Genomic DNA, 23,252 nt, shown 5'->3' on the forward strand with positions numbered 1-23,252 from the left:
TCCTTATGCGTTTTATCCCCGGATAAATACAATATAACGGCTCAGGAAACGTTTCCGTATCCCCGTCAGCTTCCGGCTTTCCCGTATTGCAATGAGAAAGGCACCCAGAAGCCGGAATTCCTCCGGCTCAAGATGTCCGGTCCCATAAACATATTTCTCCAATACATAGTTAACCCTCTGGTAAATACCAGGTTCTATATCCGGCATGCAGTTACAGATACTCTGGTCTGTCTCAGCTGCATTCCACCCTAATCTTACTTCAATACCTAAAACGCTGAGATTTCCGGATATCTGCCTGCAGAGATATTCCGTGCTGCGTTTTTCCTCCTGTCTTACCATCTTGCGGATCTTTTCTTCATAAAACAGGTGTCCTGCTTCCAAAACCACTATAAAGAGCAGGAACAAAAACAAAACCAGAAGTAAGACCCCGGTTACCACGTTAACATACATGGCCCGGACCTGCTCCGAAAGCTGATCCTGTTGTTTGATCTGCGGTGTATTTCCCGCAACATTTTCTGCTTCTTCCCCTTCATCCTGCAAAGCTGCAGTCTTCCTGACATTCTGCGGAAGCTGTGCCATGCGAAGAAGTGCATATGTATTGTAATAAAAACCCGGCGTAAAATCAACCGGAATCCATCCCATTCCATCCATATATATTTCTGTCCAGGCATGCGCATCCTGGCTGGTCAAAAGAATCTGTCCGTTTCTTGACTGTGCAATGTTATCCGGGTCTGCATAATAACCTTCTGCATAGCGGGCAGGAACTCCCAGACTCCGCATTGCCAATACACCGGCAGAAGCATAATAAGCAGAATTACCATACTAGTTCCCGCGCAGGAATTGCGTCAGAGGATCTCCGCTTTGTGCCAGTTCCGGCTCCTTTTTATAGAAAAAGCTGCGCTCCATCATACTCCGGACTGTCTGTGTCATGCCATAGATCCCAGTTTTTCCTTCTGTCCGGGAAGCAGAAATTTTATCCAGTCCGTCGTCCGGAGCAAATAAACGCTCCATTTCTGCCTTCAGCTGCGGACTAATGTCCAGATAATTTTCATACACGAAATCGCGGTAAACGCTTTCCCCAGTCAAATATGCTTCCTGCTGTTCACTTTCCGGCTGGTAAACCCAGCTGTCCAGCTGGAAAAGCTCGCCCGGAACATCGGCCGAACGCTCTGTAAAATCATATTTCCAGATTCCAAACAGCCCTTTAGAACGGTATCCCGTATCCAGTTTCGCAGTGACCATATTTTTTGAAGAATTTTCTTAATATCTCCGAAATCAAATAATGGAGCATTCATAATATTTTGATACGACATTTCGCATTATTTCCAATCTTATAATTTGACGTCAGCCAATCATCTTAGAATTCGAATCAATCTCTCTCGCCTTTCTTGATGCAACGTAGGGAGCAACCGCTCACATTGTATCACAGATCAGAGAACAAGTCAGCCTCGTACACGCCTTTTTCTAACATATTTTCGTGGCAACGTTGTATGATTTCGCCAATTTTTAACAGCAGATTTCAGATATGATATATTGAAGTTTTGATTGTATTTCTTTGCACACAAAAAGCCGGTCTGGTGTTACAGACCGGCTTCCCTTATACTATTTAGAACTCAATCACTTCCGGGCCGTGTGTAAATGCGGAAATGGTTGCTTTTGCGTGTTTGAAATAAAACACCTCGGTGTTTCCGTCATCCTCGGAGTACATGCTCCGTAAGGTTGGATATGCATTCAGCATAGACTCCCGGGCTGCTCTGCTGTCATCCTCTGTCAGCTCGCCCGCTACGCGGATCCACTCACCATCCTTGAATGCCGTGAGCTCTGCCTTCGGGTTTGCATGCAGCTGCTTTGAAACATCCTTCACCTTTCCGGTCTGGATGTAAAGTCTGCCCTCGTAGATGTGCGCGGTGCCGAACGGGCGTACGCGCGGCTGGTCGCCCTCTGTGGTTGCCAGGTAGTAGGTGCCTGCATCCTGCAGGAATTTCTCTACGCGCTCAATGCCGCTGTAGGTTACCGGCTTCACCTTCGCGATATCGATCAGCGTCAGCGCTTTCGCGCGGTTCTCCAGACTGGTTGCCAGGGCTGCTGCGGTGTCAAGGCTTGTAAGTACATGCACGCCAGTCTCGATGGCGTTACGGCGGATGACAAAGCCGTCACGGCTTCTCTCTGCGCCCTGCTGCGGAATGTCGATGACCAGATCAATCTCATGACCCAGGATCAGGTCCATGATGTTCGGGGATTCCTGCTCAAGCTTGCGCACGGTCAGGGCCTTCACGCCGTTCTCATTTAAGAACTTCGCGGTGCCGCGGGTGGCAAAGATCTTGTAGCCGACGTTCTGGAAGCGTTTTGCGATCGGAACCACGTTTTCCTTCTCGGAATCACGGACGGTGATGATCATGTTTTTGTGCTTCGGCAGCTTCAGTCCTGCGCCCTCAAAGGCCTTGTACAGTGCCTCGTTGAAGGTATTTGCGATACCCAGACACTCACCGGTGGATTTCATCTCCGGTCCAAGGCTGATATCTGCGCCGCGGATCTTCTCGAAGGAGAATACCGGCATCTTGATAGCGATGTAGTCTGCCTTCTTCTGCAGACCTGGCTCGTATCCAAGCTCCTTTAAGGTATGTCCGCAGATCACCTGCGTTGCCAGCGGTACGATCGGGATTCCGGTTACCTTGCTGATGTACGGCACGGTTCTGGAGGAACGCGGGTTTACCTCAATGATGTAGACCTCGCCGTCTGACACGATGAACTGGATGTTGATCATGCCCCTGACATGAAGGGCCCGGGCCAGCTTTTCGGTGTAATCCACAAGCTTTGCCTCGACCGCCGGTGTGATGCTCGGCGCCGGGTATACGGAGATACTGTCGCCGGAGTGGACGCCGGTACGCTCGATGTGTTCCATGATACCCGGGATCAGGATGTCTTTGCCGTCGCATACGGCATCGACCTCGATCTCCTTGCCGACAATGTATTTGTCGACGAGGATCGGATGATCCTGCGCGATCTGGTTGATGATGCCGATGAACTCGTCAATATCGTTGTCGCTGATGCAGATCTGCATGCCCTGGCCGCCAAGAACGTAGGACGGTCTTACCAGAACCGGGTAGCCTAAATCGTTGGCTGCCCTCTTTGCTTCCTCTGCGGTAAATACGGTGTGTCCGGCCGGTCTCGGGATCTGGCACTGTTCCAGGATCTCATCGAACAGTTCACGGTCCTCGGCTGCATCGACATCTTCAGCTGCGGTTCCCAGGATCGGAACACCCATCTTCATCAGGGACTCAGTCAGCTTGATCGCGGTCTGTCCGCCGAACTGAACGACAGCTCCGTCCGGTTTCTCGATGTCAACAATGCTCTCGACATCTTCCGGGGTCAGCGGCTCGAAATACAGCTTATCTGCGATATCGAAGTCGGTACTTACGGTCTCCGGGTTGTTGTTTACAATAATAGTCTCGTATCCTTCTTTTTCAAACGCCCAGGTGCTGTGCACGGAACAGAAGTCGAACTCGATACCCTGGCCAATGCGGATCGGGCCGGAGCCGAGAACCAGAACTTTTTTCTTCTTGTGCTCCTCTTCCACCTCGCTGATGCCGTCGAAGCAGGAATAGTAATACGGAGTCTCCGCTGCGAACTCAGCTGCACAGGTATCTACCATCTTATATGCTGCGCGGATGTTGTTTGCATGGCGCATGGACTTGATTTCTTCCTGGCTCACACCGGTCAGTCTGGAAATGACATTGTCCGGGAACTCGATGCGCTTTGCTTCTTTTAATAATTCCGGAGTCAGCGGTCCCTTCTTTAATTGATCTTCCATCTCAACCAGAATTGCCAGCTTGTCGATGAACCAGAGATCAATCTTGGTGATGGCATGGATTTCTTCATAAGAAATGCCGCGGCGCAGCGCTTCTGCGATCACCCAGATACGGCGGTCATCTACCACATGCAGCTGTTCCAGAAGTGCGTCATGATCCAGCTCGCTGAAGTCGTAGGAGAGCAGGCAGTCTACGTGCTGCTCCAGGGAGCGGATGGCTTTCATGAGTGCGCCCTCGAAGTTGGTGCAGATACTCATAACCTCACCGGTTGCCTTCATCTGGGTTCCCAGGGTACGTTTTGCGCTGATGAATTTATCGAACGGAAGTCTCGGCATTTTTACGACACAGTAGTCTAACATCGGCTCGAAGCTTGCATAGGTCTTCTTGGTAACTGCATTCTTGATCTCGTCCAGGGTGTAACCAAGAGCGATCTTTGCTGCCACCTTTGCGATCGGGTAACCGGTTGCCTTGGAGGCCAGTGCAGAGGAACGGCTTACACGCGGGTTTACCTCGATGACACAGTACTCAAAGCTGGTCGGATGCAGGGCGTACTGAACGTTACATCCACCGGTGATGCCAAGCTCGCTGATGATATTCAATGCGGAAGTACGAAGCATCTGGTACTCTTTATCGCCAAGGGTCTGGGACGGAGCTACTACGATACTGTCTCCGGTATGAACGCCGACCGGGTCAAGGTTCTCCATGTTGCAGACGGTGATCACGTTGCCTGCGCTGTCGCGCATTACCTCGTACTCGATTTCCTTCCAGCCTGCGATGCAGCGCTCTACCAGAACCTGACCTACACGGGAAAGACGCAGGCCGTTTTCCAGGATCTCACGGCACTGTTCCGGGTTCTCGGCAATACCGCCGCCGCTTCCGCCCAGGGTGTATGCCGGACGAAGCACGATCGGGTAACCGATCTTGTCTGCGATGCGAAGGCCGTCCTCTACGTTCTCGACGATGTCAGACGGAGCAACCGGCTCGCCGATCTTCTCCATGGTCTCCTTGAACATCTCACGGTCCTCGGCCTTTTTGATGGTCAGTGCAGTGGTACCGATAAGGCGGACGTTATTTTCTTTTAAGAAGCCTGCCTCCTCAAGCTCCATGGCAAGGTTTAAGCCTGCCTGGCCGCCCAGGGTCGGAAGCACGCTGTCCGGTTTTTCTTTTTTGATGAGCTGCTCTACCACTTCCAGGGTCAGCGGCTCAATGTATACGCGGTCTGCAATGTCTTTATCGGTCATAATGGTTGCCGGGTTGGAGTTTAACAGAACAACCTCGATGCCCTCTTCCTTTAAGGAACGGCAGGCCTGGGTTCCGGCGTAGTCAAATTCAGCTGCCTGGCCGATGACGATCGGGCCAGATCCAAGTACAAGAACTTTCTTAATCTCAGGATTCTTCGGCATTAGTTATTTCCTCCCATCATGTTGATAAAACGATCGAACAGGTACGCGGAGTCCTGCGGTCCCGGACATGCTTCCGGATGATACTGTACAGTGAAAATATTTTTTCCTACATATTTTAAGCCTTCGTTGGTTCCATCGTTGACATTGGTAAATGCCGGAACGGCTACATTCGGGTCCAGGCTCTTCGGATCAACTGCATATCCATGGTTCTGGGATGAGATAATGGCACGGCCGGTTTCTGCATCCTTGACCGGATGGTTTCCGCCGCGGTGGCCGTATTTTAATTTGAAGGTATCTGCTCCGGTTGCCAGTGCCATAAGCTGGTGGCCAAGACAGATTGCGAAGATCGGCACATCGGACTCGTACAGCTTGCGGATCTCTTTGATGATCTCAACGTTCTCCTTCGGATCTCCCGGGCCGTTGGACAGCATGATGCCATCCGGGCTGGATGCGAGGATTTCTTCTGCAGTTGTATCACAGGGATAAATGGTGACTTCGCAGCCACGCTGTGCCAGGGAACGGGCGATGTTGCGCTTTGCTCCAAGATCGAGAAGCGCTACTTTTTTGATCGGCTTCTCAAATGCATCGGACGCCGGAAGGATATACTTTTCTTTGCAGGAGGTTTTCTTTACCACTCCGGTCACGGTGTAGGCATGCATGCGGGCGATCGGGTCGGTCAGATCGTCATACTCTCTAGTGGTGATCATGCCGTTCATAGTGCCCTTCTCACGTAAGATCTTGGTGAGCGCGCGGGTATCAACACCGCTGATTCCCGGGATGTCATATTTCTCGAGAAAATTCTGAATGGTATCCTCACTGCGGAAATTGCTTGGAATGCGGGACAGCTCGCGGACAATATATCCGTCCGGCCATGGTCTGTCAGACTCCATATCCTCATAACAAATACCATAGTTGCCGATCAGCGGGTAAGTCATAACAACGGCCTGTCCTGCGTAAGACGGGTCAGTCAGAACCTCCAGATAACCGGTCATAGAGGTATTGAATACGATTTCGCTGATGACCTCGCGGGTAGAACCGATGCTGGTTCCCTCGAACACGGTGCCATCTTCCAGAATAAGAAATGCTTTCATGGGGGAGTACCTATCCTTTCTTTCATCCGTATTATTGTATTGTATGATGCGGTTTTGGGTCTTTGTATACACTTACATCAGCCCAAATTGATAGAATTATACATGATATACTATCGTTATGCAAGCTGATTTATCTTTATTCAATATTACTTTTAGTTAGGCGCTATGCCCCATTGCCGGAGCACGTTTCTTTTCTCTGTTTTGACAGGCACGCAAGCCGCCTCTCTTTCATATTCTGCTATGATGATCCATCCAGAAATCCGAGGAATCTTTTATGCCAAAAAACATCCGTATCGCTTCCACTGAGCTGACCTCCAGCGGCCTCTTGCAGGTCAATGTGGTCAATGTCCAGAATAACTTTCCCATCCGCAATGCCAGGATCCGCATTTCCTATTCCGGCGAACCCGCCTCCCCATTAGAAGAGCTAACCACCAATGCATCTGGCCAGACAGAAGAAGTCTCTCTCGCAGCGCCGCCGTTAGAATTCAGTCTCCGACCAGGCGAAGGCCAGCCATACGCAGACTATAACATTACCGTGGAAGCACCGGGTTTTAAGCCGGTAACCGTGGAGGGCACCGAAGTTCTGCCCGACGCAACGGCCATCCAGCCCATCCGCATGGAACCGGAATCAGACCCGGAGCCGGAAGAAAATCCCATCGTCATTCCGGAACATACCCTCTATGGGAACTACCCGCCCAAGATCGCAGAAACAGAGATCCAGCCGGTAGGGGAAAGCGGCGAGATCGTGTTAAGCCGGGTAGTCGTGCCGCAGACGATCGTCGTTCACGACGGGCCGCCAGCCAGCAATGCGCAGGACTATTACGTCCCGTACCGGGACTACATCAAAAATGTTGCCTCCAGCGAGATCTATGCCACCTGGCCGCAGTCCTCCATCACCGCCAATGTCCTTGCCATCATGAGCTTTACTTTAAACCGGGTCTACACGGAGCACTACCGCAACCGCGGGTATGACTTCACCATCACCTCATCCACCGCCTTTGACCACAAATGGATCCCCGGAAGAAATATCTTTGAAAGTATCTCCGTCATCGTGGACGAAATCTTTGACAATTACCTCTCCCGGCCAGGCGTGCGCCAGCCGATCCTGACCCAGTACTGCGACGGAAGACAGGTGCAGTGCTTAAACCGCGGATGGATGACGCAGTGGGGCTCCTGCTCCCTTGGGGAACGCGGCTACAGTCCGATTGAGATCCTGCGGCATTACTACGGTGACAGTATCTACATCAATACCGCAGAAGAAATATCCGGTATTCCGGCCTCCTGGCCCGGGTATGATCTGGGTATTGGTTCTTCTGGTCAGAAAGTGATGCAGCTGCAGGAGCAGTTAGATGCCATTGCCACTGTCTATACTGCCATCCCACGTGTAGCTGCAGACGGCATCTACGGACCTTCCACCGCTGCTTCCGTGCGGAAGTTCCAGTCTATCTTCGGACTTGAGGAAACCGGCGTTACCGACTTTGCAACCTGGTATAAAATTTCGCATATCTATGTGGGAGTTTCTGGAATTGGGGAGTTGTATGGGGCATAAAGCGTGGCGTCCGAATTTTCCGGACCCATAATGCAAAACAGCGAAAGCCAGGGATACCTGACGGTCCCCTGACTTTCGCTGTTGTTTTTTCACTTTCGCCCAGACAATAAAACATAGTCGTTTCGAAAAACATCTATCCTGTGATCAGACTTCCAAATAGTTCCGCCGGCACATACGCCTTCACGGCGATGCCGTCGGCCTGATACTCCTCACTCAGCAGTTCCCCGTACTTGCGGATGGTCTGGATCTTTCCGGCCTCCTGATAGGAAAATACGCGTTCCAGATACACCTTCTGGCTGCGCAGGATCTGTTCCAAGGTACTTAGCAGCTCGTCCAAACCAGCTCCGGTCTTTGCAGAGATCTGTACCTGATAGTCAGACTGCAGGTCCCTCGGAAACTCGCTGTCTTCCTTCTGGTCGATCTTGTTGAATACGGTAACGATGATCTTATCCCCGACCTTCAGTTCCCGCAAAGTCTCGTAAACCACATGCATCTGCATATCCATGTTTGGATTGGAGCAGTCTACCACATGCAGGATGATGTCGCTGTATTTTGCCTCCTCCAGCGTACTCTTAAATGCCTCGATCAGATGATGCGGCAGCTTGCGGATAAAACCGACCGTATCGGTCAGCATGATCTGCTGCCCGCTCTCCAGTTCCAGATTGCGGGTGGTTGGATCCAGCGTTGCAAACAGCTTATCCTCTGCCAGAATGCCTGCATCCGTCAGCCGGTTCAAAAGTGTGGATTTTCCGGCATTGGTATATCCGACGATCGCCGCTACCGGTGTGTGGGCCTTCTCGCGCTGCTTGCGGATAACGTCACGGTGGCGTTTTACTTCTTCTAATTCTGATTTTAACTGGCCGATGCGCTCATGAATGAGACGGCGGTCCATCTCCAGCTTTTTCTCGCCCGGTCCCCTGGTTCCGATACCACCGCCCAGACGGGACAGGGAGCTTCGCAGACCGACCAGGCGTGCCGCACGGTACTTTAACTGGGCCAGCTCTACCTGGATCTTTCCCTCGCTGGTCGTCGCACGGGATGCGAAAATATCCAGAATGACCATGGTACGGTCCATAACCTTGGTGTCCAGTGCATCCTCTAAGTTTCGAAGCTGTGCCGGGGAAAGTTCATCGTCGCAGACTACACCGGTTGCCTTAAGCTCCCAGATCCGTTCCCGCACTTCGTCAATCTTTCCTTTTCCAAGGTAGGTGCCCGGATGGATGCGCTCGCGGTTCTGGATCATCTTATCCACGGTGACACCGCCCGCGGTCTTCACAAGCTCCTCCAGCTCGTCCAGGGAAGCGCGGGTATCGTCCTCATCGTCGGTGCTGACTGCAATAAGAATGACACGCTCCTCGATTTCTTTCATATCAAATAATTCTGCCATAAATGTTATTACTCCTAATTGTTGCCATATCGGATTTTCCAAAAATTCCCACGGCTGTCCTGGCGGGCTTCTGGAATTTTAGTTGTTGCCCTGGCGGGTTCTCAGAAATGCCAGTTCCCTTGCTGCATTTCCTTCTGCTGTATATTTCTGGTCGTAATTCTCCAGGATTTCCAGTGCCTTTTTGTAATCGCCCTTATACTCCCAGGCAACGGCCTGGTTGAAGGTGAGTTCTTTTCTGCCCTCGTCATCGGCCCCGGCTTCGGAAAGACCAGTCTCAATGGTATTTAACGCCTCATCATAATTTCCGGCATTGATCTGGTCCTTTGCCATACGGTTATAGATCTGACCAGAAATAACACCCAATGTCAGTGCCCGGTCATAATCGCCGGTTTCCAGCAGGCAGAGGGCAAGTCCCGTCCGGTACGTCTCATTCTGCTCGTCTTTTCCGTACAACGTCTCGTAGGTCGCGAGTGCCGCCTGGTAATCCTCACTCCGGTACTCGGCCTCAGCCCGGTAAAGAAGCATCTGGCTTTCAAAGCTGCCAATCTTTCCATGGTTCAGGTCGATGGCCGCATTAAAGTCTGTGACCGCCTGCTCGTAATTCTGGCTGTCTAACGCAGCAATTCCCTGTTCAGCATATTCCTGACGGTGCTTCTGGAGCGATGCCTGGCGAAAGCCAAATGCCCCTCCTCCGGCCAGCAATACCACTACAGCCAGGGCTGCCATCATCTGGCGGCGCCGTCTTCTCTGTTGTCTGCGGCGGCGGGCGATCTGACGGGCCCGGACCGGTGAATATGCTGACTGATTCATCGGTCGGCTTGTTATCTGGTTTGCTGTCTGACTTGCTGTCCGATTTGCTGCCCGGCTTGCTGCCTGGTTTGTTGTCCGGCTCCCGGCTGGCTTTCTGGTTTGGCGTCCCGTTTGTCTGTGCATGCTGTTATCTGTATACTCTTCCCTGCCCATATGCACACTTACCTTCTTCCAGTGCTTCCGATCCCGCCACGGTCTTCATGATCCAGGGAATCGGTTTCCTCAAACTCGATTGCCGGCTGATGCTCCATGATTCGGAACTGGCAGATACGGTCTCCCTTGCTGATCTTTGTATCACGCAGTGCGTATGCCGGGAAAAACCACTGATCATTGTCACCACAATAGCTTTCGTCGATCACACCCATATGGTTGGTCTGGATGATGCCAAAGTTTTTATAGGTGCTGCTTCTCGGAACCACGTGGGCCTCATACCCTTTTGGCAGTTCCATGGCAATGCCAAGCGGAACCAGTTTAAATTCGCCCGCTTTCATTTCTACATCTTCTGCGGCCCGAAGGTCGATCCAGTCAGACTTGCCGTCAATGTAGGTTAATTTCTCCATATCTTCATGAAAATATTTAATTCTGATCTTCTGCATCTTCTGATTCCTCTTTCTGCTGTTCTAAATTTTCCCGTTCTTGCTGTTCTTTTAAATCCTGATTGCCGGAATCCTGACGTTGCTCCAAATCTTCTATTTGCAAGTCATCCTGCTCTTCCATGAGTTCCGTCAGCACCTCTTCGACTTCCTCTTCCGGTGTTTGCGCCGCTTCTTCGCCCTGCTCACCGAGTTTCATCTGCAGCTCCTCCTCGACCTCCTGGATGATTTCTTCTTCCTGCTCCGGATTCATGGTAGGAAGGTCAACCATGGAGCTGACACCAAAGCGCCGCAAAAATTCCTCTGTGGTGGCAAACAATGCCGGACGGCCTGGTGCGTCCAGACGGCCTGCTTCATATACAAGGCCATATTCTACCAGACGGTTTACCGCATGGTCAGAGTTTACACCACGGATCTTGCCGATTTCCATTTTTGTCACCGGCTGGCGGTATGCAATGATGGAAAGCGTCTCTAAAATGACATCTGTAAGCACATGCTTCTTCGGTGCCACGGCCACCCGGATCAGATTTTCATAATAGTCCTGGCAGGTGCACATCTGGTATGCATTTTCCAGTTCCAGAATACGCACGCCTCGTTTTTCTTCCTCGTAGCGCTTCTGCAGATGCAGCACGACACGCTTTGCAATGTCCTCGCTCTGATCGATTGCGATCGCCAGCTGGCGCAGCTCCACGGAATTGCCCATGGTAAATAAAACAGCCTCGATGATTGCCTCCCAGTCTTCTGCGTGGTACTGTGTATTTTCTCTTGTGGACTTTCCGGCAGTTCCGTTTCCAAGTACCTTTCCACCTGCTGTTTCAATCTGCCCGGACCGTTCAGACTGTTTTAAATGCTCAGGCTGCTTTCCCTGCTGCTCCAGCCGTTCCAGCTCTTCCTCGGCTTCCATTTGTGCGTGCCTGGCTTCTACCGCAGCCAGATCTACTTTCTCATCTTCTTCATCAAAAAAACTACCCATATGTTATCTATCCTTCCAGGCCACTCAAGTCTTCTAACTCCAGCTCGCCCTCTTCACCCTCTTCTTCCAGCGTCTCAATCCACATATCGTCGAACGTATGCTCCTGTGTCAGATGAATCTTTCCGATCTTCATCAGTTCCAGGATTGCCAGGAAAGAAACCACGACCTCCAGCTTGTCTCTCTGGCGTTCTAACATCTGGCGGAAGCTGAATTTCCGGTGTTTTCTGGCATAATGCATGACATCCATGATCTTCGTTTCCAGACTGATCGGCTCCCGTTTGATCGTACCGAATTTACTGCGGATCGGGTCCACCTTTTCCTTCTGGCGGCGCATAACGGAATCAAAAATCCGCTGCAGCTTTGCCAGCGTCAGGCCGTCTAACATCTGGTCAAGATCGACCGGCGGCTCATACTTTGCCACTTCTCTCGGAACAGTTGGCTTCTTAAAAAGGACATCGCCCGCCTGGTCTTCCATCTCAGCCAGCTCCTGCGCCAGAAGCTTGTATTTTTTATATTCCAAAAGTCTGGCAACCAGCTCCGCTCTCGGATCCGTTTCCTCCCCGTCTTCTTCCACCTCCAAAGCTGGAAGTAGCATACGGGATTTGATATCCAGCAGGGTAGCTGCCATTACCAGAAAGTCGCTGACAATGTTTAAGTCTTCTTTTTCCATCTGGTTTACATAGTCCAGATACTGCTTGGTGATCTCCACAATAGGGATATCGTAAATATCGATTTTATTTTTTTCGATCAGATGCAAAAGAAGGTCCAGCGGGCCTTCAAATTTCTCCAGTTTATAAGAAATGGTCATAGTTTCTTTTTCCTTCTGGTCTGCCGCCATGGCAGACGAACACGTATATTACAGTATACCAAAAAACCTCTGTCCTGTAAATATGTTACCGTTCGCGCGATGCTCAAACAGCAACATAAATATAAAACAGAGGTTTTTAAAAACTATTCTTCCTGTTCTTGAGGCTTTAGCCGAATCACCAGAAGCTGCGGCCGGTTGCAGAACCGGATGTTGATGGAATGGGTACCAAGTCCTCTTCCGACAATCATGTGTTTTCCATCTTTCTCGAACTGTCCGGCACAATACGGATGAAAGAACTGGTACTGCGGGGTCATAACACCACCCACAAACGGCAGGCGGATGGTTCCGCCATGGAAATGCCCGGATAAGGTTAAGTCTGCTCCCCAGTCCGCATACTGCTCAAAATACAGTGGCGAGTGCGCCAGCAGGATCTGGAACCGGGTCGGATCTGCCTGCCCCAGATGGCGGGTCAGGTAATCTTCTTTCATGCGGGCCGGGAGAAAATCCCGGTAACAGGCCTGGTCCAGATTCAGCCCGCTGATCCGGATCTCTTCATTTAAATTTACAGACCGGTCAGACAGATATGCAATATTGCGCTCTTTTAAGAGGACCCGGAGCTGGCGGTAAAGATTGCCGTAAGTATCGTTTTCCCGACCAAGACGCTGCTCATGATTTCCATTTCCATAGTAAATACGGAACGGCTTCCCGGAATTTTCCCCGGTTATATGGGCCTGCACCTCACACAGCCCGTCCAAGAATCGTCTGGTCACCTCAAGATTTGCTTTCCCCGGTTTTGCGACCATCACATCACCGCCGATCAGGAGCACATCCGGCCGGATATCCTGAATGGATGTGAGAAGCTGCTCATTTCCATCGCCAAATTCTTTATCGTGCAGATCGGTCAAGAACACCAGGGTTCTTGGGTTACGGATCTTCTTAGAGCTGATTGTGATTTCTTCTGTCACAAAATGCCTGCGCTCATAGCCAGAGCGGATCAGGCCGGCCGCTGCCACAGCAGCACCTCCCGCCATAACGGCGGAAAGGATTTTCATTTCGGTATTCAATTTCTATCCTACCCTTTCTGATCATTATTTTGCTCAATTAGATTTTCCCGGCTGCATGCAGCTGGAATCCATAGTCCAGCATAGCCTTCGTATCGGTATAGTGCGTTCCCTTGGCCTTCATGACAACTGCGATCAGACGAACTCCGTCACGCTCTACTGCTGTCACAAGCGTATTACCTGCTTTTGAAGTATATCCGGTCTTGCCGCCAATGATGCCTTCATAATAGCGGGAATCGGTTTTATACATCATTTTGTGGCCCATGGTAATGGTATGGGCTGCTGCATTTTTGATCGCCGGAAACTCATAGGAGGTAGTGGTATCAATCTTGCGGAACGTGTCGTTTGCCACTGCCGCACGCAGGATCAGCGCCATATCATATGGTGTCGTCTTGTGGTTCTCATTATTCAGTCCGTGCGGATTCACAAAATGGGTATTCTTGCATCCAAGCTCCTTTGCTTTCGCATTCATGAGGTCTGCAAATGCGCTGACACTGCCGGATACGTGTTCTGCCAGTCCATTGCCAATCTCATTTGCAGACTTTAACAAAAGTCCATACAAGGACTGCTCTACCGTCAGCTGGTCTCCCGCTGAAACGCCCAGTGCAACTGCCCCGGATTCCAGATTGCTGGTCGCTGTCTCGGAAAAGGTCACTGTGTCGTTCAAGTTGCAGTGTTCCAGCACCACAAGCGCTGTCATGACCTTGGTAATGCTGGCCGGATAAAACTGCTGGTCCTGGTTTTTGCCGTAAAGAACTTCCCCTGTTGCCGCATTTAAGAGAACCGCACCCTCGGCTGCCACCTCCGGCTGCTTGATATCGGCTGCAGAAACCGTCTGCTGTGTTGCCGGTCCAAGATTTATGATCGCATCGAGACCAGCCACCGGTGTCTGGCCAGCAGCCGGAAGCACAGACGGACGGTCTGCGGTTGTTCCGCTTCCCGCTGTTACCGTATGACTCGTACCCGGTGTCTGGGAAACTGCCTGTGAAGTTCCGTTCTGTGCTGTTGCAGTCCCTGACGTACCTTGCGCCGCACTGGTTTCTGATGCTTTCTGTGCCGCGCTGGTTTCTGCCACGCTGCTCTGTGCTGTTTCTCCCGGTGCCTGTCCTACAGTAACGGTTCCAGCCGCAAATGCACTTGCAGCCTGGGAAAGAGCCAGGGCAAGGCCAAGACTAAGTATCTGTATTTTATTTTTTCGTTTCATCGGAAGTCTCCTTATTCCATCACTTTTATCTGTATACACAATACCAATAGTATAGCATAGAACCTTTCCCGCAAACATAACAACTTTCTTAATCTTCCCGTTCTATTTTCTAAACGAAACCGTAAATATAGAAGTAATAAGTTCCGTCTTGGAGAATCATCATGCAGTTTTTCCCTCATCCCAAACGCAGCATATGTAAAAGACTGGCCGCTGCAACCGCTTTGTTTTTATGCGCCTTTTTTGCGGGAGGTGTTGTGGCACATGCTATTTCGACCCTGGAAATGACATCCAAAACCGACAGACAGGTGCTTAACGCTCCAACATACAACACCGGAATCAAACTTGCTGCTGACTTAACTGCAGCCAGTGCCGGAAGCAGGTTTGCCGCTTCCTCATCTTCCCACATTTCCCCCGCTTACGAAAACTGGGGACTCAGCTTCCAGCAGGAAGGAAAGCCCCCGGTTGGCAACGCTACTTCCGATTATCTGAAGCAGTTTCAGGCCCACTACATCGCAGACACCACAGACCCTGTCATCTATCTCACCTTTGATGCCGGATATGAAAACGGAAACACCGCAGTTATTCTGGATGCCTTAAAAAAGCATAACGCTCCTGCCGCCTTTTTTCTGGTCGGAAATTACCTCGAAACCAGTCCGGAATTAGTCAAACGCATGGTTGCAGAAGGACATACTGTAGGCAACCACACCTGGCATCATCCGGATATGTCAAAGATTGCGGACCAGGCATCTTTTTCGGAAGAATTATCAAAGCTGGAAGAAAAATACCAGAAGATCACCGGACAGACCATGAAAAAATACTATCGCCCGCCCCAGGGGAAATACAGCGAATCCAATCTGAAAATGGCGAAGGAAATGGGCTATCACACCTTTTTCTGGAGTCTTGCCTACGTAGACTGGTACGAAAACAAGCAGCCTGCACATGAAGAAGCCTTCAAAAAGCTGCTCGGGCGTATCCACCCGGGAGCCATTGTCCTTCTGCACAGCACTTCAAAGACAAATGGGGAAATCCTTGATGAGCTTCTTTCAAAATGGGAGGAAATGGGCTACCGTTTTGGAAGTCTGGATGAAATTGTTACTGGGTAGGAAAGCTGCTGGAATTCTCTGTTATTTCGTGCTATGATTACTTCTAGTAGAAAAAGGAGGGAATTCTTATCATGCATGCATTTACCTATCATTGCCCAACTGAAATCGTGTTTGGAAAAGATGCCCAGTTAAAGACTGCCGATTACATCCGTAAATACGGCGGAAGCCGCGTTCTTCTCGTATACGGAAGCGGCAGTATCGAGCGAAGCGGCTTATTAGGCCAGCTTTGCCAGATTTTGACAGAAAACCATGTCACCTACGAGCTGTTTGGCGGTGCAAAAGCAAATCCATCGCTGGAGCATGCCCGCGAAGGCGTAGCACTTGCTCGCAAATTCGGCGCAGACTTCATCTTAGGAGCCGGCGGCGGTTCCGTGCTCGACACCGCCAAAGCGATCGCCATCGGTGCTGCCAATGTTCCTACCGATATCTGGCAGTTTTGGATCCGGGAGAAAACCCCGCAAAAGGCTCTGCCAGTCGGTGCGATCTTAACCATTTCCGCAGCCGGAAGTGAATCCAGCGATTCTGCTGTCTTAACAAATCTCGCAGAAGGTGTCAAGCGTGGCCTTAACACAGAATTAAACCGCCCACGCTTTGCCATCATGAATCCGGAGCTGACACTCACACTCCCGCCGTACCAGGTTGCCTGCGGAGTGACCGATATCATGATGCATACCATGGACCGCTATTTCAATCCGCTCGACAATGAGCTGACCGACGCGATTGCGGAGGCACTTCTTCGCACCGTCATTGCCAATGGCCGGATCGCAGTCCAGAATCCGCACGATTACGATTCCATGAGTGAACTGATGTGGGCCGGTTCCCTTTCCCACAACGGCCTGACCGGACTTGGCGGCAACAAAGACTTTGCAGTCCACCAGATCGGACATGAGCTCTCCGCTATGTTTGATACTGCACACGGTGCTTCTCTTGCGACGGTATGGGGTTCCTGGGCGAATTATGTCTGCGACGCAAAGATTTCCCGTTTTGCCCGCTTCGCGAAAAATGTCTGGGGTGTAACCATTTCTGACGAAACAGAAGCCGCCATGGAGGGAATCAAAAAAACGGTTGGATTCTTCCGCTCCATCGGTATGCCGACCTCATTCGAAGATAATAAAGATATCGGAGTGCAGGATGATGTCACACTCCATGACCTGGCTTACCGCTGCTCCTACCACCGCAGCCGCACCATAGGAAGCTTTAAGGTCCTGGGCGAGGAAGACATCTGCCAAATCTACAAAAATGCAAATCACGCTGCGAAATTTTAAAATAACAATTTAAGTATATGACAAGGGCCGTGTAAGTTGCCGAAAGGCAACTCACACGGCCCTATTAAAGTTAATCAAATTGTTACATTCAAATCATCCCATCGCGAATGATATCATGGTCACGCAAAACTTTTTCGATTACAGTTCCTTTGATTTTCTTTAATAATGGTTTCTTTAACATGTTAAGCGGTCCCGGAAGCTCCATCTCAAGCGGGGATTTGCCGTCCATCAGTTTTACGGTGCTGTCTAAGAGGTTGCGGATATCGTAGACACTGCCCCATACCTCCGGCACGCCTCGGTCTACTCCAAGCAGGCCGTATACAGACTCCATGGCAGTGCGCACGGAATACTCGGTCGTGAAGATGGTGTCACGTGGAGTTTCGGCAAACTGTCCCAGGAAGGCGAAGTTCACACAGCCATCCGGGATAACATCCGGGCGGTCGCCTTTTCTTCTCGGCATAAAGAAGGCAGTGATATACGGCATCATGGTCGGCACGCAGACAGCATGGTTTTCAGCCAGCTCGTCGATCTGGTCTGCCGGCACTCCCATATGGTACAGCCACTCAGCCGTGATTTCCTTACCGGTGCATTCCCGCATCGGCTTTTTGATATAGTCACCCGGCACGTCGGTAAAGAGACTGTAGATCCAGACGCAGATTTCTTCCTTCTTCTGGTTTTTGAACTGTCCCTGACGGTTGATGGTCCAGCTTAAGAGCCACTTGGAATCCTGGCAGCTTACAATGCCGCCGGTCACCACACGGCCGCTTCGCGGATCGCGTTTGCAGATCTTCTGGATATAGGAGATGATCGTATCATCTGATGTGGTGACCGTTGCAGATTCCCAGTTTGTTTTTTCAATATCAGAACAGAATTTTTCCGGGTGTCCAAACGCGTCATGCTGCTTTGCGATATTTTTCCACAGCTCCCAGCAGCCACTGACGCGGCGCTCGGCATCGCCCACCGGCGCATGATCCTGGTCACCGTAAATGGTTCCTTCCGTGCAGCTTCCATTGGTGACAAAAACAAGGTCTTTTTCGGTCAGCGGGATCTCGGTCTCCATTCCATTGACACTGCAGATGATCTTCTTCGCGGTCTTCTTCGTACCCTCGATATCGAAGAGAACATTCGTAACACGGGTATTGAACTGGAACTGCACGCCTGCGTCCTCAAGGTATTTCTGCATCGGCAGGATCAGGGAATCATACTGGTTGTATTTTGTGAACTTCAATGCAGAGAAATCCGGGAGTCCGCCGATATGATGGATGAAACGCTGGAAATACAGCTTCATCTCCAAGGCACTATGCCAGGTTTCAAAAGCAAACATGGTGCGCCAGTACAGCCAGAACGTTGAGCCAAATACCTCATCATCGAAGACATCTTCTATTTTCTTGTCATAAAGGTCTTCGTCACGGGTAAAGAACAGCTTCATGATCTCCATGCAGCCCTTCTGGCTTAAGTTGAACTTTCCATCGGTATGGGCATCTTCGCCACGGTTTTTGGTCGCACGGCAGAGGGAGTAGTTCGGGTCATGCTTGTTCAGCCAGTAATATTCGTCCAATACAGATGCTCCCGGTGTCTCCAGGGATGGAATGCTGTGGAACAGATCCCACAGGCACTCAAAATGGTCCTCCATCTCACGGCCGCCGCGCATCACATAGCCGCGGAGCGGATCCTCGATACCATCGCAGGCACCACCGGCAATGTCCATCGCTTCCAGAATGTGGATATGCTCTCCCTTCATCTGTCCGTCACGGACCAGGAAGCAGGCTGCTGCCAGCGCCGCAAGGCCACTTCCCACAATATAGGCAGATTTTTCATCAACACCTTCCGGCTTCTCTGGACGTGCAAAGGCCTCATAGTTACCATTTGAATAATAGATTCCTTTGCTGTTCTTTGCCTGTTTCCCGCGCTCGGTATTGCGGTACTCCTCCAGTTCTTTCTGGCGCTGTGCTTTTGTCTGCGGATTTTTTGCTCCCATGCTGTTCTTTTTCATCAGCATAGTTCCAGCCCCAACTGCCAGAAGTGACGCTGCACCAAGCTTTGCAAGTTTCTTGTTCATTGTCTTCTCCTTCTTTCCTGTAAATATAAAGTTCTTGATACTCATATGAACAATGGACCGTCAAAACCATGACGATCCATTGCTTTTTCATTTAGTATTCCCAGGTGTAAAATTCTTATCCATTTAAGGATGCCTGTACCACCGGGCGGAGCCGTCCTGCGATCATAATAGCCAGAACGCAAAGCATCAGGTCTGGAAGCATGGTCGGCAGGCAGTACACGCCGAAGATCACGCTAAGCGCTGTCGGAGTCTGGGAGGATAACAGGTGTGTGATCATATAAAAATAGAGGATTCCCATTCCGTAGTATGCAGCATAACCTGCCAGGCTAACCCAAAACCAGGAAATAGCTTTGGATGGATGAAGCTTTTCACTAAGGAAGCCCATCACCCACGCTGCAATGGCAAAGCCAAGCAGAAACCCGAAGGTCGGCCGCAAAAGATAAGCCGGGCCGCCGCCACGGGCAAAGATGGGGAAGCCGATCAGTCCGGTGATCAGGTACGTAGCTACGCTCCGGGAAGCCCGCCTCGATCCAAGCAGCAGTCCTGCCAGCAATACGAACAGCCACTGCAGGGTAAAATTCATGGTATCTACGCCAACCGGAATCACAATTTTCATAAATGCACCAATCGCGATCAGCGCGGCAAACAGGCCGCTGACTGCCGCATCCATCGTCAGGCTGCGGGATGTACTCCGTGATGTCCCGCCATCCACCGCACTGCGATGGCGTTTTGTAATCATGTTGTCTCTCATTCTTTTCTCTTATTCCTTTTTCTTCTTTTATTTCCTAAGGAAATATCCATAAACCATTATAGCGTGCATCACGAGAATATACAAGAATACTTATTTTATTTCCTTCGCTGAAAAAGTAAAGGTCCGGATCTCTGTTTTCCGGTTTATGATCCCCGGCATCCAGATCATCAGATGTGCCTTAAAATCCAGGGTATCAGCTGCCTCTACGAATGGTTCTTCCCGAAGGACCACAGACTGGATTCCTTTTTCTGCCAGAACCTTCTGCCCTTCCAGCGCCGCTTTCATGGCGATCCCATACTTGGTGTCCCGCTCCTGCCCAAAGCTCCGGTCCGGATAAGCGGATGCAACTGTCTTTAGCTTTTCTGCCAGAAGGTCGACCGTCTTTGCGTGGGATTTCCGGTGCAGAAGCCTTGCCACATGCTTCGCCATCCATTTGCCCGGGTGTTTACGGTATCTCTCCAGTGCACGCTGCAATGAGTGATCGCCTGCTTCTTTTGCAAGCTCCATCATAACTTCCCATGCTTCTTCTGCCAGTACCCAGCCATCTTCCCGGTCCGGGAGATACTGTGGTGGAACAGACGGATAACAGGTAAAATTCAAAGGTGGGAACTTCGCAAGCCAGGCCAGCTTCTGTTCTTCCTCATTACAGCAGTCCTCGCCCATATATTTGTATTTATCCCACAAAATGGCAATGCGGTATTCTAACTGCCGCAGATAGTCATAACCCTTCACCCAGAAATGGCCAATCTGCCCGTAATCGTACAGATGATATTCCGGCTCCAGCTTCTCAAAAAACAGGGTGAAGACATTGTGTCCCTGGTGGACCACCAGCGCGGAGCGCTCTTCCCTGCGGTCCAGATGAGTTTCCAGTTCTCCCTCATATTCTGCAAGATAGTCTCCGGTGATCCGCGCGTTCCGGAATGCCAGAAAACATTCCACCGCATCGTTCATCAGGTAAACCAGGCGGATATCCTGCGGTGTGTGAAACTCATCTTTCCCCTTCAGGAGTTCAAACTGATTCTGCTGGATCAGAATCTCCAGCATCCGGTATGCGTTCATGTTATTCCTGCTCTCCTTCGTTTGCTTCTTCCATATTGATGTCTGGCTCTGCCGGCGTTATGTCTGCCTCATCTGTATAGTGGATGCGCAAAACTGCCTGGGACCAGTTCAGATTGACATGCGGCGTTTTTCCGCGTTCTTTTCCTGCTTCCTGGATCTGTTCCAGCAAGTCCTCCAGAACCTGTTTGGTCAGATAACCACCCCGCCAGTGAAAGGTCAAGAGTTTTCCCTTCTTTGCCGCCTGCAGTGCCCGTTTTTTTACATCCTCCAGTCTGGTAAACGACAACTTCTTTTCCTTATAATAGAAATGATCGCTGTTGCTGCAGGCTGGTGCAGGCGCGATCAGCGGCTCATGGTCCCGGAAGATGGCTTTATCGTCCAGATTGAAATAATCGTAGCGGATTTCCTCCCCAGTCACACTGCATTTTCCCAGACTGTTGTCAAACGTGGCATCCAGATGATAATACACGCCGTCGATGCGGACAATGTTCCAGGTATGGCGGTATTTGATGCCTTTTTCCGGATTATTGCCGCAGATTGCGATCATACACCAGATCCCAAGGGCATCGCAAAGGATCTTTACTGCTTTGGCGATTCCCTCACAGACTCCTACGCCCTGCCCAAGCGGACCAATGATTTCATGGGAATAAGCCTTTTTTAACTTGTCATAGCGGATATTCTCGCAGATAAAATCGTGAATATATTTTTCCTTTTCCCATTCGGAAAGCGTCTTTGCCGGGCGGACCAGCTTTTCTACCCGTGCCGTCATGGCCTTCTGGTGTTCGCGGATCTTGCCCTTGTCAAACAGATACTCCGGCTTCATAATGAGATTCGGGGAATCCTGGTAATGCAGGAAATGAAACCCGGATGCCCAGAAAAGCTCCGGGTGATCCAGCCTGAGCAGCAAAAATACTTCCGAGAGCTCCTTTGCCTCCAAAAGGGGCAGCTGGAAGCTGTCTGAAAGTTCTGTAAGCCCAGCAAGCATACTCCGGTAAGCTGCCTGGCGGGGTTTTGTCATATGATCATAATAATAGGTTACAACCATCTTGTTTCTACTTCTTTCTGCAAATAAATTTCGCCCAACACGCTCTAATCATATAGGATTATAACATTCTTTCTTATTTTCTGCATCGGATTTTTCCCAGAATTCATTTATCTTCTCCGAAATGTCAAATCATTGCAGACAAATATTCTCCATATTTCCCCGGAGCACCACTACCCGCTTGGCACAGTTACAACCGCCAGACGGCGCCAGGAACTGCTTTCCTGGGTTTCGGAAACCTCGGACCGTCCGGAGTGTGGTCTCCTCGCTCGATGCCTCCGATCTGAGCGTAGGAAACCTTCATAGATCCGAAGGAGATCGCACTGGCCATTGTTTTTCTCGCATCCGAAAAAGCCTGCGGAATCAACGGCATTGTCATGTTTGTGGATGGCGGTACCGATGCGCTTTTAAATACGGAAAAAGTTTACTAAAGGGGGATAAGACAGATGCTGCCAATTGAAAAGTATATTGATGCCATAGAAAATAAAGATTACGAGGGACTGGGAAATCTGTTTACCAAAGACGGGCACATCCGCAGACTGACGGTGCGCCCTAAGTAATCAGCAAAATTCAGCTCTTGCCTTTAGATCAGCTTCTCCAAGTGCTTGCGCACTACGGTAAAATGCTTCTTCAGCGCCTTCGCTCCCGCTGCCTCATCTCGGATTTTCAGCGCCTCGTAAATATCCCAGTGCGCTTTTCTTAAAACTGCCGCACGGCGCCGGTCAGAAAGGATCGAGGTTCTTAAATCCTTCACAAACAGCTTTAGCAGATCCTCCATCTGATCCACATAAAAGATCATGAGCTGGTTGTGGGACATTTCCATTAAGATCTTATGAAATTCCAGATCCAGGGCTGCGCTTTCCTGGGCGCTCATAGGCTGGTCCATTTTCTCCAGGACCTCATGCATCCGCTCCAGCTCCTCCGCACCTGCATCCTCCATGGCTGCCGCAAGTGCTGTCTGCTCAAACCCGCAGCGCATCTCAAAGACCTCTGTATAGTCGATGTGCTGCAGTACCATGGTCAGCGACATCAGCCTTGTCATATATTCCTTTGTGTTGCAGCGGATATAGTTTCCGCTTCCCTGAATGCACTCGATCAGCCCCATCATCTCGAGAACATGAAGTGCTTCTCTCGCTGAATTGCGGCTGACCTTCAGGGTTTCCGACAAAGCCCGCTCTGTCGGGATCTTATCATTCAGGCGGAGATTGCCTGAGGTAATCTCCGCCGTAAAATAATCAAATACTCGTTCGTATGCTTTCTGGTTGTTTCTTTCTTCCACGTAAAG

19 protein-coding genes and 1 pseudogene are annotated in these 23,252 nt (G+C 50.6%); 4 read left to right on the forward strand and 16 right to left on the reverse strand.

Translation table 11 applies throughout. The features are described 5' to 3' along the window. Positions 1-12: 12 nt before the first annotated feature. The 4 genes and pseudogenes from DW922_RS08220 to DW922_RS08235 all read right to left on the reverse strand — a co-directional run. Positions 13-807, reverse strand: a pseudogene (locus DW922_RS08220) (transglutaminase-like domain-containing protein); the annotation flags it as partial. A 15-nt stretch (positions 808-822) separates the two neighbouring features. Next, a complete protein-coding gene (locus DW922_RS08225) occupies positions 823-1,242 on the reverse strand; it encodes a hypothetical protein (protein WP_118726308.1) in 420 nt (139 codons plus the stop codon). 364 nt (positions 1,243-1,606) lie between these two features. Further along, complete coding sequence (gene carB, locus DW922_RS08230; protein ID WP_118726309.1) at positions 1,607-5,212, reverse strand: carbamoyl-phosphate synthase large subunit; 3,606 nt, start codon at positions 5,210-5,212, stop codon at positions 1,607-1,609. Next, positions 5,212-6,303: a carbamoyl phosphate synthase small subunit gene (locus tag DW922_RS08235; RefSeq protein ID WP_118719326.1), complete on the reverse strand. Its 1,092-nt coding sequence runs from the start codon at positions 6,301-6,303 to the stop codon at positions 5,212-5,214. Before DW922_RS08235 ends, carB begins: the two co-directional genes overlap by 1 nt. Positions 6,304-6,577: 274 nt before the next feature. On the opposite strand from DW922_RS08235, the gene DW922_RS08240 reads away from it, so the two are divergent. Further along, complete coding sequence (locus tag DW922_RS08240; RefSeq protein WP_118726310.1) at positions 6,578-7,852, forward strand: peptidoglycan-binding protein; 1,275 nt, start codon at positions 6,578-6,580, stop codon at positions 7,850-7,852. Between the two features lie 133 nt (positions 7,853-7,985). Here DW922_RS08240 and hflX read toward each other — a convergent pair whose 3' ends face one another. From hflX to DW922_RS08275, 7 genes are all read right to left on the reverse strand, one after another. Beyond that, entirely contained in the window at positions 7,986-9,239 is a 1,254-nt protein-coding gene (gene hflX / locus DW922_RS08245; protein ID WP_118726311.1) for a GTPase HflX, read from the reverse strand. A 78-nt stretch (positions 9,240-9,317) separates the two neighbouring features. Continuing rightward, on the reverse strand, positions 9,318-10,202 hold the full coding sequence (locus DW922_RS08250) for a tetratricopeptide repeat protein (protein WP_118726312.1): 885 nt from the start codon (positions 10,200-10,202) through the stop codon (positions 9,318-9,320). A gap of 8 nt (positions 10,203-10,210) precedes the next feature. Then, a complete protein-coding gene (locus tag DW922_RS08255; protein WP_118719334.1) occupies positions 10,211-10,645 on the reverse strand; it encodes a dUTP diphosphatase in 435 nt (144 codons plus the stop codon). Beyond that, positions 10,626-11,615, reverse strand: coding sequence for an SMC-Scp complex subunit ScpB (gene scpB, locus DW922_RS08260; protein ID WP_347560286.1), 990 nt, complete (start codon positions 11,613-11,615; stop codon positions 10,626-10,628). The genes DW922_RS08255 and scpB overlap by 20 nt, the downstream gene beginning before the upstream one ends. Before the next feature lie 7 nt (positions 11,616-11,622). Beyond that, complete coding sequence (locus tag DW922_RS08265; RefSeq protein ID WP_118719336.1) at positions 11,623-12,423, reverse strand: segregation/condensation protein A; 801 nt, start codon at positions 12,421-12,423, stop codon at positions 11,623-11,625. A 143-nt stretch (positions 12,424-12,566) separates the two neighbouring features. Beyond that, entirely contained in the window at positions 12,567-13,487 is a 921-nt protein-coding gene (locus DW922_RS08270) for a metallophosphoesterase (protein WP_347560287.1), read from the reverse strand. A gap of 37 nt (positions 13,488-13,524) precedes the next feature. Beyond that, the gene (locus tag DW922_RS08275) at positions 13,525-14,688 is read right to left on the reverse strand and encodes a D-alanyl-D-alanine carboxypeptidase family protein (RefSeq protein ID WP_118726314.1); all 1,164 of its coding nucleotides are present in this window, start codon (positions 14,686-14,688) and stop codon (positions 13,525-13,527) included. Positions 14,689-14,942: 254 nt separating this feature from the next. Here DW922_RS08275 and DW922_RS08280 point away from each other — a divergent pair, with 254 nt between their 5' ends. After that, positions 14,943-15,791 carry a polysaccharide deacetylase family protein gene (locus DW922_RS08280; RefSeq protein WP_243032137.1) on the forward strand — a complete coding sequence of 283 codons (849 nt, stop codon included), beginning with the start codon at positions 14,943-14,945 and terminating at the stop codon, positions 15,789-15,791. Positions 15,792-15,862: 71 nt separating this feature from the next. Further along, positions 15,863-17,056, forward strand: coding sequence for an iron-containing alcohol dehydrogenase (locus tag DW922_RS08285; RefSeq protein WP_118726315.1), 1,194 nt, complete (start codon positions 15,863-15,865; stop codon positions 17,054-17,056). 88 nt (positions 17,057-17,144) lie between these two features. On the opposite strand, the gene DW922_RS08290 is transcribed toward DW922_RS08285, so the two are convergent. From DW922_RS08290 to DW922_RS08305, 4 genes are all read right to left on the reverse strand, one after another. After that, positions 17,145-19,115: an oleate hydratase gene (locus DW922_RS08290; protein ID WP_118726316.1), complete on the reverse strand. Its 1,971-nt coding sequence runs from the start codon at positions 19,113-19,115 to the stop codon at positions 17,145-17,147. A 115-nt stretch (positions 19,116-19,230) separates the two neighbouring features. Next, the gene (locus DW922_RS08295) at positions 19,231-19,866 is read right to left on the reverse strand and encodes a biotin transporter BioY (protein WP_347560288.1); all 636 of its coding nucleotides are present in this window, start codon (positions 19,864-19,866) and stop codon (positions 19,231-19,233) included. Positions 19,867-19,956: 90 nt separating this feature from the next. Next, positions 19,957-20,925 carry a DUF3878 family protein gene (locus tag DW922_RS08300; RefSeq protein WP_118726317.1) on the reverse strand — a complete coding sequence of 323 codons (969 nt, stop codon included), beginning with the start codon at positions 20,923-20,925 and terminating at the stop codon, positions 19,957-19,959. 1 nt (position 20,926) lies between these two features. After that, the gene (locus DW922_RS08305; protein WP_118726318.1) at positions 20,927-21,970 is read right to left on the reverse strand and encodes a transglutaminase domain-containing protein; all 1,044 of its coding nucleotides are present in this window, start codon (positions 21,968-21,970) and stop codon (positions 20,927-20,929) included. 299 nt (positions 21,971-22,269) lie between these two features. Between DW922_RS08305 and DW922_RS08310 the strand changes: the two genes are divergently transcribed. Then, entirely contained in the window at positions 22,270-22,398 is a 129-nt protein-coding gene (locus DW922_RS08310) for an SDR family oxidoreductase (protein WP_118719405.1), read from the forward strand. A gap of 152 nt (positions 22,399-22,550) precedes the next feature. On the opposite strand, the gene DW922_RS08315 is transcribed toward DW922_RS08310, so the two are convergent. Continuing rightward, positions 22,551-23,246, reverse strand: a complete 696-nt coding sequence (locus DW922_RS08315; RefSeq protein WP_118719350.1) for an FCD domain-containing protein — start codon at positions 23,244-23,246, stop codon at positions 22,551-22,553. Positions 23,247-23,252: the final 6 nt, after the last annotated feature.

Origin of the sequence: Clostridium sp. AM42-4, from assembly GCF_003480105.1 — a bacterium.
Classification (GTDB): domain Bacteria; phylum Bacillota; class Clostridia; order Lachnospirales; family Lachnospiraceae; genus Brotaphodocola.